The 14,204-nt window shown below is 60.8% G+C and carries 12 protein-coding genes; 8 read left to right on the top strand and 4 right to left on the bottom strand.

The window, feature by feature from the left end; translation table 11 throughout:
• The first annotated feature begins 23 nt into the window (after positions 1 to 23).
• Both nuoM and nuoN read left to right on the top strand, forming a co-directional pair.
• The gene (gene nuoM, locus L1P05_RS11320; protein WP_012849204.1) at positions 24 to 1,547 is read left to right on the top strand and encodes an NADH-quinone oxidoreductase subunit M; all 1,524 of its coding nucleotides are present in this window, start codon (positions 24 to 26) and stop codon (positions 1,545 to 1,547) included.
• A gap of 6 nt (positions 1,548 to 1,553) precedes the next feature.
• The gene (gene nuoN / locus L1P05_RS11315) at positions 1,554 to 3,011 is read left to right on the top strand and encodes an NADH-quinone oxidoreductase subunit NuoN (protein ID WP_012849203.1); all 1,458 of its coding nucleotides are present in this window, start codon (positions 1,554 to 1,556) and stop codon (positions 3,009 to 3,011) included.
• Between the two features lie 53 nt (positions 3,012 to 3,064).
• Here nuoN and L1P05_RS11310 read toward each other — a convergent pair whose 3' ends face one another.
• From L1P05_RS11310 to L1P05_RS11295, 4 genes are all read right to left on the bottom strand, one after another.
• On the bottom strand, positions 3,065 to 3,220 hold the full coding sequence (locus L1P05_RS11310) for a hypothetical protein (RefSeq protein WP_012849202.1): 156 nt from the start codon (positions 3,218 to 3,220) through the stop codon (positions 3,065 to 3,067).
• Between the two features lie 93 nt (positions 3,221 to 3,313).
• Positions 3,314 to 5,617 carry a beta-glucosidase BglX gene (gene bglX / locus L1P05_RS11305; protein WP_012849201.1) on the bottom strand — a complete coding sequence of 768 codons (2,304 nt, stop codon included), beginning with the start codon at positions 5,615 to 5,617 and terminating at the stop codon, positions 3,314 to 3,316.
• Positions 5,618 to 5,868: 251 nt separating this feature from the next.
• Positions 5,869 to 6,405, bottom strand: coding sequence for a cytochrome b (locus L1P05_RS11300; RefSeq protein WP_012849200.1), 537 nt, complete (start codon positions 6,403 to 6,405; stop codon positions 5,869 to 5,871).
• Between the two features lie 140 nt (positions 6,406 to 6,545).
• Complete coding sequence (locus tag L1P05_RS11295; protein ID WP_012849199.1) at positions 6,546 to 7,490, bottom strand: sugar glycosyltransferase; 945 nt, start codon at positions 7,488 to 7,490, stop codon at positions 6,546 to 6,548.
• A 719-nt stretch (positions 7,491 to 8,209) separates the two neighbouring features.
• Between L1P05_RS11295 and hybO the strand changes: the two genes are divergently transcribed.
• The 6 genes from hybO to hybE are packed head-to-tail and all read left to right on the top strand — an operon-like array spanning position 8,210 to position 14,200.
• Positions 8,210 to 9,334 (top strand): hydrogenase 2 small subunit, encoded by a 1,125-nt coding sequence (gene hybO / locus L1P05_RS11290; protein WP_012849197.1) that lies wholly within the window; start codon positions 8,210 to 8,212, stop codon positions 9,332 to 9,334.
• 3 nt (positions 9,335 to 9,337) lie between these two features.
• The gene (gene hybA / locus L1P05_RS11285; protein ID WP_012849196.1) at positions 9,338 to 10,321 is read left to right on the top strand and encodes a hydrogenase 2 operon protein HybA; all 984 of its coding nucleotides are present in this window, start codon (positions 9,338 to 9,340) and stop codon (positions 10,319 to 10,321) included.
• Positions 10,314 to 11,504, top strand: coding sequence for a Ni/Fe-hydrogenase cytochrome b subunit (gene hybB, locus L1P05_RS11280; protein ID WP_012849195.1), 1,191 nt, complete (start codon positions 10,314 to 10,316; stop codon positions 11,502 to 11,504). Before hybA ends, hybB begins: the two co-directional genes overlap by 8 nt.
• Entirely contained in the window at positions 11,501 to 13,204 is a 1,704-nt protein-coding gene (gene hybC, locus L1P05_RS11275; RefSeq protein WP_012849194.1) for a hydrogenase 2 large subunit, read from the top strand. Before hybB ends, hybC begins: the two co-directional genes overlap by 4 nt.
• Complete coding sequence (locus tag L1P05_RS11270) at positions 13,204 to 13,698, top strand: HyaD/HybD family hydrogenase maturation endopeptidase (protein WP_012849193.1); 495 nt, start codon at positions 13,204 to 13,206, stop codon at positions 13,696 to 13,698. The genes hybC and L1P05_RS11270 overlap by 1 nt, the downstream gene beginning before the upstream one ends.
• A complete protein-coding gene (gene hybE, locus L1P05_RS11265; protein WP_012849192.1) occupies positions 13,688 to 14,200 on the top strand; it encodes a hydrogenase-2 assembly chaperone in 513 nt (170 codons plus the stop codon). The genes L1P05_RS11270 and hybE overlap by 11 nt, the downstream gene beginning before the upstream one ends.
• Positions 14,201 to 14,204: the final 4 nt, after the last annotated feature.

The raw sequence follows: 14,204 nt of genomic DNA, 5'->3' as shown, positions 1-14,204 counted from the left end.
CAGAATAAGGGAAACCAAACGCCATGTTATTACCTTGGCTAATTCTTATCCCGCTGATTGGCGGTCTGCTGTCCTGGCAGGGCGAGCGTCTGGGGCTGAAAGCGCCGCGCTGGATTGCGCTGCTGGCCATGGGCCTGACGCTGCTGCTGTCGCTGTACCTGTGGCTACAGGGCAACTATGGCCTGACCCAGGCGGCGGGTATTCCGCAGTGGCAGTCCAGCTTCATGGTGCCGTGGATCCCCAGCCTGGGCATCTCCTTCCATCTGGCGCTCGACGGCCTGTCGCTGCTGATGGTGGTGCTGACCGCGCTGCTGGGGGTGCTGGCCATCCTCTGCTCCTGGAATGAGATCCATAAGTATCAGGGCTTCTTCCACCTTAACCTGCTGTGGATTTTGGCAGGGGTGATCGGCGTCTTCCTGGCCATCGACATGTTCCTGTTCTTCTTCTTCTGGGAAATGATGCTGGTGCCGATGTACTTCCTGATCGCCCTGTGGGGCCATAAGGGATCCGACGGCAAGACGCGCATTACCGCGGCGACCAAGTTCTTCATCTATACCCAGGCCAGCGGTCTGGTGATGCTGATCGCCATCTTCGGCCTGGTGTGGGTGCACTACAACGCCACCGGGGTGCTGAGCTTTGACTATGAGGTGCTGCTCAATACGCCGATGAGCCACACGGTGCAGTATCTGCTGATGCTGGGCTTCTTTATCGCCTTTGCGGTGAAGATGCCGGTGGTGCCGCTGCACGGCTGGCTGCCTGACGCGCACAGTCAGGCGCCGACCGCCGGCTCCGTCGACCTGGCCGGTATCCTGCTGAAGACCGCGGCCTATGGCCTGCTGCGCTTCAGCCTGCCGCTGTTCCCACAGGCGTCGCACGAGTTTGCGCCGATCGCCATGGCTCTGGGGGTTATCGGGATTTTCTACGGCGCCTGGATGGCCTATATCCAGACGGATATCAAGCGCCTGATCGCCTACACCTCGGTGTCGCACATGGGCTTTGTGATGATCGCCATCTACTCTGGCAGCCAGCTGGCGTTCCAGGGGGCGGTGGTGCAGATGATCGCGCACGGTCTCTCCGCCGCTGGGCTATTCATCATTACCGGTCAGCTGTATGAGCGTCTGCATACCCGCGATCTGCGCGAGATGGGCGGCCTGTGGGGGCGTCTGAAGTACCTGCCCGCGCTGTCGCTGTTCTTTGCCGTGGCGACGCTGGGGATGCCGGGCACCGGTAACTTTGTCGGTGAGTTTATGATGATGTTCGGCAGCTTCCAGGTGGTGCCGGTGACGACGGTGGTCGCCAGCTTCGGTCTGGTGTTTGCGTCCGTCTATTCGCTGGTGATGATGCAGCGCGCCTACTACGGCGCGCCCAAGTCAGACCAGCCGCTGGCCAGCCTGAGCGTGCGTGAGCTGTCGCTCATTCTGCTGCTGGTGGTACTGCTGGTACTGCTGGGGATCTTCCCGCAGCCGGTGCTGGACACCTCCAGCGCGGCGATGGGCAATATTCAGCATTGGTTCGCTTCTGCTTCAACTTTAACCACAAGGCCGTAAATCGCCATGACAATAACTCCTCAAAATCTGATCGCACTGCTACCGCTGTTGATCGTCGGATTGACGGTGGTGGTTGTGATGCTGTGCATTGCGTGGCGACGCAACCACTTCGTCAACGCGACGGTGACCGTGATTGGCCTGAACGCGGCGCTGCTGTCGCTGTTTCTGGTGGCCGCCGCGGTGCCGAGCGACATTACTCCGCTGGTGCATGTGGACGGCTTCTCCATGCTGTACACCGCGCTGGTGCTGCTCTCCGCGCTGGCGACCTGCACCTTTGCCTACCCGTGGCTGCAGGGCTATCCGGATAACCGCGACGAGTTCTACCTGCTGGTGCTGATCGCCACGCTGGGCGGGATCCTGCTGGCCTGCGCCAACCATCTGGCGGCGCTGTTCCTGGGGATAGAGCTTATCTCCCTGCCGCTGTTCGGCCTGGTGGGCTACGCCTATCGCCAGAAGCGCTCGCTGGAGGCGGCGATCAAGTACGCCATCCTCTCAGCCGCCGCGTCCGCCTTCCTGCTGTTCGGCATGGCGCTGCTGTACGCGCAGTCCGGCGATCTCTCCTTCGCCGGCCTGGGCTATGCGCTGGGCGGCAGTATGCTGACCCAGCCGCTGGTGCTGACGGGGCTTGGCATGATGCTGGTGGGCTTCGGCTTTAAACTGTCGCTGGCGCCGTTCCAGCTGTGGACGCCGGATGTCTACCAGGGGGCGCCGGCGCCGGTGTCGACCTTCCTGGCCACCGCCAGTAAGATCGCCATCTTTGCCGTGCTGCTGCGTCTGTTTGTCCTGCTGCCGGCGACCGACAGCGAGGCGGTGCGCGTGGTGCTGGGCGTGATCGCCTTCTGCTCCATCCTGTTCGGTAACCTGATGGCGGTCACCCAGAGCAACATCAAACGTCTGCTGGGCTACTCCTCTATTGCCCATCTGGGCTATCTGCTGGTGGCGCTGATCGCCGTGCAGAGCGAGGGCATTGCGATCGAGACCGCCGGGGTCTATCTGGCCGGCTATCTGTTCGCCAGCCTGTCGGCCTTCGGCATCGTCAGCCTGATGTCCAGCCCCTACAGCGGGCCGGACGCCGAGTCGCTTTACTCCTATCGCGGCCTGTTCTGGCATAAGCCGATTCTGTCGGCGGTGATGACCGTATCCATGCTCTCCCTGGCCGGTATCCCGATGACCCTGGGCTTTATCGGCAAGCTGTTCGTGGTGATGGCGGGCGTTAGCGCCGGGCTGTGGTGGCTGGTGGGGGCGGTGGTGGTTGGCAGCGCGATCGGCCTTTACTACTACCTGCGTGTGGCGGTCAGCATGTACCTGCGCGCGCCGCAGACGCTGATCCGCGATACCCCGAACAACTGGGCGCTCACCGCCGGTGGGGTGGTGGTGCTGCTCTCAGGCGTGCTGGTGGTGCTGACGGGGATCTTTCCGCAGACGCTGATTTCACTGGTGCAGTTGGCGCAGCCGCTGCCCTGAGGGGGAATCCCCTGATGAGACAATGCCGGGCCAGGGGCCCGGCATTTTTTTATCTAGCGGGTAATGGAGAAAAAGAGATCGCAGGCAAAGGCGCTGATGAAGAAGATACACAGGCGGACCCAGGTACTCTCCACGCCCAGCATGATCGCGAGCAGGGTCATGCCGAGGCTGAAGATGATCATGACGAGCAGACTTGGCCAGGTATACATCGTGCTCCCCCTAAAGATGATGCGGCGGCCCCGGCGGCGCCGGGGCGATGAGATTGATTATGCGCCCGCGCGCGCATAATAGCAGCGTCGGGGCTATAACAGCGTGAAGTGAGCGCGCTTAACCCGCTGGACGTCGGTGCCGATAAATACGTTGATGCGTCCCGGCTCGCTGACCTGCTGCATCTGGGCGTTCCAGAAGCGCAGCTGCTGCGGCGTCAGGGTAAAGCTGACGCGGCGGCGCTCGCCCGGCTGCAGCATCACCTTGCGGAAGTCCTGCAGGCTCTTCAGCGGGCGGCTGATGCTGGCCACCGGATCCTGCAGGTAGAGCTGCAGCACCGTGGCCCCGGCGCGCGGCCCCGCATTGGTGACGATGACGCTGGCCTCAATCTGGCCGTCGCGCGCCATCTGCGGGGCCGACAGGGTGATCTCCGACAGTGTGAAGCGGGTATAGCTCAGGCCGTAGCCGAAGGGATAGAGCGGGCCGTTGGCCTCATCAAAATAGTGCGATGTGTACTTCTCCGGCTTTTGCGGATCGTAGGGACGGCCGGTATTCAGCCGGCTGTAGTAGGTGGGGATTTGGCCTACGGAGCGCGGGAAAGAGATGGGCAGCTTGCCGGAGGGGTTCACGTCGCCGAACAGAACATCCGCGACGGCGTTGCCCCCCTCGGTGCCGGGGAACCAGCTTTCCAGGATGGCATCGGCCTGCTGATCTTCGCGTACCAGGGTCAGCGGACGGCCATTCATCAAGACCAGCACCAGCGGCTTGCCGGTCTGCTTGAGGGCGGCGATCAGATCCCGCTGACTCTGCGGCAGGTCGATATGGGTGCGGCTGGAGGCCTCGTGGGCCATCCCCTGCGCCTCGCCGACGACCGCCACCACCACATCGGCCTGCTTGGCCACGGCGACCGCTTCGTCGATCATCGCCTGGGCGGGGCGCGGGTCGACGCTGACGGACGGACCGTACTGATTGAGAAACTGGAGAATGTCCGCATCATTGCTGACGTTGGCGCCGCGCGCGTATAGTACGCGGCCGTGGCCGGCCATGGCACGGCGGATCCCGCTGAGAATGGTGACGGCCTGCGCGGGCTTACCGGCGGCCGACCAGCTGCCGATCACGTCGCGCTGGCTGTCCGCCAGCGGCCCGACGACGGCGAGGGTGCCGCGGCGCGCCAGGGGCAGGGTCTCCAGGCGGTTTTTCAACAGCACCAGCGTTTGGGCTGCGACCGCGCGCGCCTCGGCGCGGTGCAGGCGGCTTTCGGCGTCCGTGTCCTGGGGATCGCTGCCGACGGGGCCGAGATGGCGATAGGGATCGTGGAACAGCCCCATGTCGTACTTCACGTTCAGGACGTGACGACAGGCGTCATCGACGGCGGCGGGGCTGACGCGACCGCTTTTCACCAGCCCCGGCAGGTACTGGCTGTAGTACTCGTCGCTCATGCTCATATCGATACCGGACTGGATCGCCAGACGCACCGCATCCTGGGGATCGCGGGCGACGCCATGGTTAATCAGCTCCTTAATGGCGCCGTGATCGCTAATGGTGATGCCCTGAAAGCCCCACTGGTCGCGCAGCAGGGTTTTCAGCAGCCAGGGATCGGCGCTGGCCGGGGTGCCGTTAATAGCGTTCAGGGAGACCATCACACCGCCGCTGCCGGCGTCCAGCGCCGCCTTGTAAGGGGGGAGGTAGTCCTGAAACATGCGCTGTGGGCTCATATCGACGCTGTTGTAGTCGCGTCCGCCTTCAACGGCGCCGTAGAGCGCATAGTGTTTGACGCTGGTCATCAGCGCATGGCGATCGCCCGGGTGACGCCCCTGCATCGCCTTGACCATCAGACGCCCCATTTCCGAGGTGAGATAGGTATCTTCGCCAAAGCCTTCCGAGGTGCGTCCCCAGCGCGGGTCGCGGGTGATGTCGACCATCGGCGCCCAGGTCATGTTCAGCCCATCTTCGCTGGCTTCATAGGCGGAGACGCGCCCGACGGTGGTGACCAGATCGCGATCCCAGCTGGCCGCCAGCCCCAGGCTGATGGGAAATACCGTGCGCTGCCCGTGGATGACGTCATAGGCGAAAAACAGCGGAATTTTCATTCGACTGTGGCGTACGGCCTGATCCTGCATGCCGCGGATCCCCGTCCGGGTGACGGTATTAAAGATCGCCCCGACCTGACCCTGGGCGATCATGGCATACACCTTGTCTTTGGGGTTATCGGGGCCGACGCTGATCAGCCGCAGCTGGCCGATTTTTTCCGCCAGGGTCATTCGCTGCAGCATCTGGGTGACAAAGGCGTCGCGGGGCAGGGCGGGATCGGGCCACTGGGTGGGATAGGCGGGCGTTTCGGCCAGCGCCGGCGCCGTCAACAGAGCGCTGATCAGGCTGAATGAGCAGAGCCATTTCATGATGTTCAAATTCCCTTTACCTGGGCTGCACGCGGCAGCGTAATCGGATCGGTATCGGCCTCTCCCAGTGGGACGCGGTTTAACGCGGTGCGCGGATCATCACTCAGGCTGGGAGCGGCATTTTAAGGAGATATATCATACAGGTGAATAGTTGCTCCGTGCTTCCTATTTCTGTCGGCGAGGTGAGCAGCGGATTTGGCGGGAGGCTAAGCGGGGCGATCTCAGGCGCCGAGGTCGGCGCCTGAGGCGGATCAGCGCGTTTTTTTCTGCGGCATCATCAGCAGCAGCGCGTTATCACGGATGACATAGTGGTGGAACAGGGCGGCGGCGGTGTGCATCGCGATCAGGGCGTAGCCGATATTGGCCAGCACCACGTGCCACTCTTTTATCATGGACTTCATGGCCGGATCCGGGGTAACCCAGGGGGCGATGGTCACGCCAAACAGCGACCAGCTTTTACCGCCGTAGGCCATCAACGCGACGCCCAGCAGCGGGAGCGCCAGGAACCAGAGGTAGAGCGTCAGGTACATCATGCGCGCCGCCAGATGCTGCCAGCGCGGCGGCGGCGGCAGGATCGGCGGATCCGGCAGCATGTGACGCAGCCCAAGGCGTATCAGCATCGCAACCCATACCAGCACGCCGGCATTGTAGTGAACTTCGCGCATCAATAGATAGGCCGGCGAGTCCTTGGCAAACAGACCGCGGAACTCAATGCTGATATAGGCAATGGCAATCAGCAGCAGCGTTATCCAGTGCAGGGATATTTGTATTTTACTAAAGCGTTGCATGGTCTCTCACTCTCATTGGAATGTGACATTGTAGACTAGCTGAAAAATATTAAGAGACCCTTAAAGGGCTTTCTCTGATTTTATCCTGCGATGATGTCTGCGATGCCGTTCAATGACGCTGATATTCACGCCTGCGGCAATTATATGATGCCGTGCTCGGCCTTGGCCACATTAGGACAACGCTGCTGAAAGTAGCGTTGGGCGTCAATTTTTTCAAAAATAGCGCCGTCGATCGCGCTATTCAGCGAGAGGTTTTTGATGTCGATATTATTGGCCTTCATCACCCGGCTTGCATGCATAAAGGCCGGAATGATCAGCGGCTCCACTTTATCCGCTAAAAAGGTCGGCAGCATGCTGCTCGGGGTCTCATAGAAACGGGGGCGGTCAAAATTATTCATATCCAGCCCGGCGATAAATATCGTATTAAAGCCAAGGTAGGCGATGATCTGCAGCGCCCAATAGACGACGGTGCCCGCGTCGACGATGCCGCGGCGGATATCCTGGCTGAACGCGATGCTCAGGTCGCTGTCGGAAAAAAGGACGCTGCGCTCCTGCGCATAGCGCGCCCTAAGCTGGCGGGGCGTCAGGCTGGGGCAATAGACCTTTTCCGCGATATCCTCAATGATGGCCAGGCGGCAGCGGAGGACGTCGAGGGTAAAACGGTCGAGGATGCGAGCGATGCCGTGTACGGTGGTAAACAGGGTTAATCCGCGCTGTTTAATCACCTCCAGAACGACGTCCGGACGCCGATCGATAAACCCCATATCGACGATGACGTAAAAAGCGAAGTCAACCTTATTATGTAAAAAGTAAGCGCCGTTAACCCCGAGCGCGGGCATGGCGGGGAGCCGTTCAAAGCACAGCGTATTGACCGAGGGGCCACTCGCCGTCAGCAGCACGTCACCTTGAGCGCTGTGCTGCAGCTGGCTCAGCGGGACGATGGGGATCGCCTGCTTTTTATAACATAACGTTACAATTTCACCGCCGTCGCCGCGTGTGATTTTGACGTATGGCCAAAGATTTTCGTTATGGCGGTAGGGGCGTGGGTGGGAGTAGCGATAGAGCTGTTTAAAAAAAGAACCCATAATTCATCCAATTAGCTGATGTCTAACGCGGGGGTGTTCTTAAGCGTCATCATAACTTTATTTTTTTGCGATATTTTTAGCTTAAAGTCTTGTCTGTTGATGCTTTGTTTAACCGCTTCGTTTAACCGCGGCGTGCGGCATACGGCATATCGACGGCCGGCCGCGGGCGCTCGGGTGCCGGGAGAGGGCTTCGGTGCGGCACCTGACCTCTGCCGGAAAAAAATAGCACAGGCGCTGAGTTTTGCGAGGAAGGCGGCGGCGAGAGCGGCGCCGTCCATGGCGTCAACCGACGGTGAGGCGTCCGCGCCCATTGCCGCCGATGTTTTTACTTAAAAATAAAAGCAATGCTCAGCGCTATTATTGGGACTGCGGGAAGAGATATTGACGCTATCGATCGGGATCTCGGTTAATCAAAAAGAGGGATGTCGATGGCGCGCGGCGGAGATTGCGACCGTTGCTAAATAATGCATATGTGCAATAAGTAGCCTAGTAGTTATTAAGGTCTCTAACGGCACTATCGCATAATTGTATGAATTAATTGAGGGCTTTTTGAACAGATGGCCAGGGCTGAATCGCTCTGTTTCACATAAATCCCCTTATAGCGTAAAAAAAGCCAGTCAACTTGATGAAGATCAACCACAGCGGGGGGGGCAAATCCTTAGCATTGCGCCCCTGAAAGCATTCCACCAGACGAATGCGCATAAACAGGAAACTGCAGAATGGTTGAGGATTCTTTTTTATCCGCTCACGGCATCAATCGTCGTGACTTTATGAAACTGTGCGCGGGCATGGCCGCCACACTAGGGTTAAGCTCCAATGCGGCGGCGGAAATGGCGGCAGCGATCACCAGTCCGCAGCGTCCTCCGGTTATCTGGATCGGTGCCCAGGAGTGTACTGGCTGTACCGAGGCCCTGCTGCGTTCCACGCACCCGACGCTGGAAACGCTGCTGCTGAACACCATCTCATTGGAATATCATGAGGTACTGTCATCGGCCTTCGGTCATCAGGTTGAAGAGAACCTGCACAACGCCATGGCACGCTACAAGGGCAAATATGTCCTGGTGGTGGATGGCTCCATTCCGCTGAAAGACGGCGGCGTGTACTGCATGGTGGCCGGTGAACCTATCGTCGATCAGATCCGCAAGGCAGCCGCCGATGCGGCCGCGGTGATCGCCATTGGTTCCTGCTCCGCCTGGGGCGGCGTTCCGGCTACCGGCGGTAACCCGACCGGCGCCGTCAGCTTGGAAGAGGCGCTGGGTCGTCCGGTGATCAACATCCCGGGCTGCCCGCCGAACCCGCATAACTTCCTGACCACCGTGGTCTACTACATCACCTATGGCAAGCTGCCGGAGCTGGACAGCAAGCACCGTCCGTTGTTTGCCTACGAGCGCCTGATCCACGAGAACTGCGAGCGTCGCCCGCACTTCGACGCGGGTCGCTTCGCCAAAGAGTTCGGTGACTACGGCCACCGTCAGGGCTGGTGTCTGTATCACCTTGGCTGTAAGGGGCCGGAAACCTACGGCAACTGCTCGACGCTGGAGTTCTGCGACATCGGCGGCGGCATCTGGCCGGTGGGCATCGGCCACCCGTGCTACGGCTGTAACGAGCAGGGCGTCGGCTTTACCAAGGGGATCTTCCAGCTCTCCAGCGTAGAAAACCCGACGCCGCGCGCGGAAAAACCGCTGGTGGATAACAAAGAGGGCGGACATATTTCGCCGACGGCCACCGGCCTTATCGGCGGCGCGCTGGGGATCCTGGCCGGGGTGAGTCTGATGGCTGTGCGTGAGCTGGGTCGCCAGCAGAAGCGTAACCAGGCGGATCAACACGATTCACGGGAGGAGTAAACCGTGAACAGACGAAATTTTCTGAAGTTCGCCTCTGTCGGCGCGCTGGCGGCGGGGACTGCCGCCTCCGGCAGCGCTCAGGCAGCGGCCGAGAACAAGCCGCCGATCCCGACGGCGGTGGGGATGCTGTACGACTCAACGCTGTGCGTCGGCTGTCAGGCCTGCGTCGCGGAGTGTCAGCGGCTGAACAAAAATCAGCTGAACCCGAACGGCGATCCGATCTGGTCTAACAACGACAAGCTGACGCCCTATACCAATAACATTATTCAGGTATGGCGTGACGGCACCGGGGTTAATAAGGATCAGGTGGAAAACGGCTACGCCTACATCAAGAAGCAGTGCATGCACTGTGTCGATCCTAACTGCGTCTCCGTTTGTCCGGTCTCTGCGCTGCGCAAAGATCCTAAAACCGGGATCGTGACCTATGATCCGGACGTCTGCACCGGCTGTCGCTATTGCATGGTGGCCTGTCCGTTCGATGTGCCGAAGTACGATTACCATAACCCGTTCGGTGCGCTGCACAAGTGTGAGCTGTGCAACCAGAAGGGGCTGGAGCGTATCGATCAGGGCAAGCTGCCGGGGTGCGTTGAAGTCTGCCCCGCCGGCGCCGTGATTTACGGTACCCGCGAAGAGCTGCTGGCTGAGGCCAAGAAGCGTCTGGCAGCGCGTCCCGGCGCAGAGTATGCCTATCCGCGTCAGACCCTGCACAGCAACGACAGCTACCAGCACCCGGTCGCCCACTATCAGCCTTACGTGTATGGCGAGAAAGAGGGGGGCGGTACCCAGGTTCTGGTTCTGGCGGGTGTGCCTTACGCTAAGCTGGGGATGCCGCAGCTGGATGAGCTGTCTACCGGCGCCCGCTCCGAGCACATTCAGCATACGCTGTACAAAGGCATGATCCTGCCGCTGGTGGTCCTGGCCGGTCTTTCGGTAATGACCTATCGAAATACCAAGAATCACCATGACGGAGACGATGATAATGAGTGATCATAAAGCCAGTCCGCTCGGCGGGCGTTTGGTAAGCTGGCCCGTCGTGTTGCTGGCCCCGTTCATCCTGCTGTGCGGGATGTTTATCCTGAAGCGTTTGATCTTTGGTATCGGCTCCGTCGCCGATCTGAACGGCGGCTATCCGTGGGGGATCTGGATCGCGTTTGACCTGCTGATCGGCACCGGTTTCGCCTGCGGCGGCTGGGCGTTGGCCTGGGCGGTGTACGTGTTTAACCGCGGCGAATACCACCCGCTGGTGCGTCCGGCGCTGCTGGCCAGCCTGTTCGGCTACTCCCTCGGTGGCCTTTCCATCACCATCGACGTGGGCCGTTACTGGAACCTGCCGTACTTCTACATTCCGGGGCATTTCAACACCTCCTCGGTGCTGTTTGAAACGGCGGCCTGTATGACGGTGTATATCGGCGTGATGGCGCTGGAGTTTGCGCCGGTTATCCTGGAACGCTTCGGCTGGAAGGTATCGCTGAAACGCCTGAATAAGGTCATGTTCTTTATTCTGGCGCTGGGTGCGCTGCTGCCGACCATGCACCAGTCCTCCATGGGTTCGCTGATGATCGCCGCCGGTAAGAAGGTGCATCCGCTGTGGCAGAGCTACGAGCTATTGCCGCTGCTGTCGCTGCTGACCGCCTTTATCATGGGCTTCTCCATCGTGGTCTTTGAAGGCTCGCTGGTGCAGGCTGGCCTGCGCGGGCGTGGCCCCGATGAGAAAACCCTGTTTGCCAAGCTGGTGCGGGTGATCCAGGTGTTCCTGCTGCTGTTCCTGGTGCTGCGCTTCGGCGAGCTGGCGATGCATGATAAACTGCACTACCTGTTCCAGTTTGATCGCTACTCCGTCAGCTTCTGGTGTGAGGCGATGCTGATGCTGTTCCCGCTGCTGGCATTCTGCTCTGCGCGCTGCCGTAAAGACTCGCGCATTCTGTTTGTCGGCGCGCTGAGCATGCTGCTCGGCTCGGCCCTGTGGCGCTTGAACTACTCGTTGCTGGCCTTTGTGCCGGGCAACGGCTACGGATATTTTCCAACCTCTGAAGAGGTGCTGATTTCAATGGGCTTTGTGGCTATTGAAGTCGTTGCTTATTTGCTGCTGATCCGGCTGCTGCCGGTGTTGCCAGCGCTTGACCATTTAAAACACCAAGGTTATCAGGCCCAAGGGAAAGCTAAAGTATGAGCCAACGTATTACTATCGACCCGATTACCCGCATCGAGGGCCATCTGCGCATTGACTGCGAGATCGAAAACGGCAAAGTGACTAAAGCCTGGTCATCCGGCACCATGTGGCGCGGGATGGAAGACATCGTTAAGGGTAATGACCCGCGCGACGCCTGGATGATCGTTCAGCGTATCTGCGGCGTGTGTACCACCATCCACGCCATCGCCTCCGTTCGCGCTGTTGAAAGCGCCGTCGGCGCCAAGGTCCCGGTGAACGCGCAGTATATCCGTAACCTGATCCTGTCGGCGCACAGCATTCACGACCATATCGTGCATTTCTATCAGCTGTCGGCGATGGACTGGGTGGACATCACCGCCGCGCTGAAGGCCGATCCGAACAAGTGTGAAGCGATGCTGCAGGGCGTCTCCGCCTGGAAGCTGAACAGCGCCGGCGAGTTCGCCAAGGTACAGCAGAAGATCCGTAACCTGGTCGACAGCGGCCAGCTGGGGATCTTTGCCAACGGCTACTGGGGCCACAAGGAGATGAAGCTCTCTCCGGAAGTGAACCTGATCGCCGTCGCTCACTACCTGCAGGCGCTGGAGTGCCAGCGTGACGCCAACCGCGTCGTCGCCATTCTGGGCGGTAAGTCTCCGCATATCCAGAACCTGGCGGTCGGCGGCGTGGCCAACCCGATCAACCTCAACGCGCCGAGCGTGCTCAACCTGGAGCGCCTGATGTACGTCAAGATGTTCATCGAACGTCTGGGCGACTTCATTGAGCAGGTGTACAAGGTGGATGCGGCGATCATCGCGGCTAACTATCCGGAGTGGATGACCCTGGGCCGCGGCGCTCAGCACTACCTGAGCGTGCCGGAGCTGCCGACCGACGGCGACGGCGGTAGCTTCCTGCTGCCGGGCGGCTACATTGAAAACGGCGACATGGCCAACTACCGCCCGATCAACAGCCAGCAGGATCCGTGGCTGATCGCCGGTATCGCCGAGTGCAGCAAGCACTCCTGGTATCAGGACGACGCCAACCTGAAGCCGTGGGAAGGGAAAACCGAGCCGAATTACACCGGCTGGCAGGAAGACGGTAAGTACTCCTGGGTGAAATCACCGACCCTGTACGGCAAGGTGGTCGAAGTCGGCCCGCTGGCCGATCTGCTGGTGAAGCTGGCGGCCAAGCATGAAGACACCGTTAAGCATTACAACGAAGTCAATGGGCTGTACCAGACGCTGACCGGCAAGACTCTGCAGGTCGAACAGCTGCACTCCACCATGGGGCGCATCATTGGCCGCGCGGTGCGCTGCTGCGTGCTGAAAGATACCCTGATGATGCAGTGGCAGGCGCTGATCGACAATATCGGTAAAGGCGATCACGTGGCCTATATCCCGGCCGAAATCGACCCGAACAAAGAGTACCGCGGCGTCGGCTTCGAAGAAGCACCGCGCGGCGCACTGTCGCACTGGATCGTCATCAAGGGTGGCAAGATCGCCAACTACCAGGCCGTGGTGCCGTCAACCTGGAACTCTGGCCCGCGTAACGGCCAGGATGAGCCGGGCCCGTACGAGCAGGCGCTGGTCGGCACGCCGGTGGCGGACATCAACAAGCCGCTGGAGGTGGTGCGCACCGTGCACTCCTTCGACCCCTGCATGTCCTGCGCGGTGCACGTGGTGAACACCCTGGACGGCGAAACCACCAAGGTGAAAATTCTGTAATGAATACGCTGATTCTCGGGATTGGAAACCTGCTGCTCAGCGATGAGGCGGTCGGCGTGCGTATCGTCGAGCGCCTGCAGCGCGACTACCGCTTTCCGGCCAACGTCGAGCTGATGGACGGCGGCACCGCCGGCATGGAGCTGCTGGAGTACCTGGCCTGCCGCGATCACCTGATCGTGGTGGACGCCGTATTCAGCGGCAGCGAACCCGGCAGCGTCATCACGCTGCGCGACGACGAAGTCCCGGCGATGTTTAGCCGTAAGATTTCGCCGCATCAGCTGGGGCTGGCCGACGTGCTGTCGGCGCTGCGTCTGACGGACGAGTTCCCGAAGAAGCTGACGCTGGTCGGTATTGAGCCGCAGTCGCTGGAGCCGAACATCGGTTTGACGCCGGCGATCGCCAGCGCGGTGCCGGTCGCGATGGACAGAGTGCTGGCTATCCTGCGTGAGCAGGGGATCCAGGCCCTGCATCAGGGGGATATCCATGCACAGTGAGTTCCCGCTCGATGCGCCGCCGGAGCAGGGCATGGTGGCTGGGCGCGTGGGGTTCGATAGCGATCCCGCCGCGCAGCTGATCGCGCAGTATCAGCAGATCGCCACGGGCGAGATGCACGATCTGCCGTTCTACCGCGCCGGGATCCCGGTCAGCGCCGTGATGCGTCCGTTTGACGGGCAGTGGATCGGCTGCGTGCTGACGCCGTGGATGCTGAGCGTGGTGATCCTGCCGGGGCCGGATCAGGAGTGGCCGGCGCGTAAGATCGGCGATCGTCTGGCGCTGCAGCTGCCGCGCGGCAACATGACCTTTATGGTCGGCGAGCTACCGCAGAGCGGACAGCTGCTCTCGTGTTCGCTGATGTCGCCTCTCGATCCCCATCTGGAGGCCGAGCAGGCCGAACAGCTGATGCGCGATACGCTGACCATGCTGCTCTCCCTGCCGGTGGCAGAAACCCACGAGGTGGATCTTTCCCGGCGCGCGCTGTTCAGCCGCCGCGGTTAAGCGT

Origin of the sequence: Edwardsiella piscicida, assembly GCF_021733145.1 — a bacterium.
GTDB lineage: Bacteria > Pseudomonadota > Gammaproteobacteria > Enterobacterales > Enterobacteriaceae > Edwardsiella > Edwardsiella piscicida.
The sequence above is the reverse complement of the archived record's forward strand: the minus strand, read 5'-3'. Positions and strand labels throughout refer to the sequence as shown.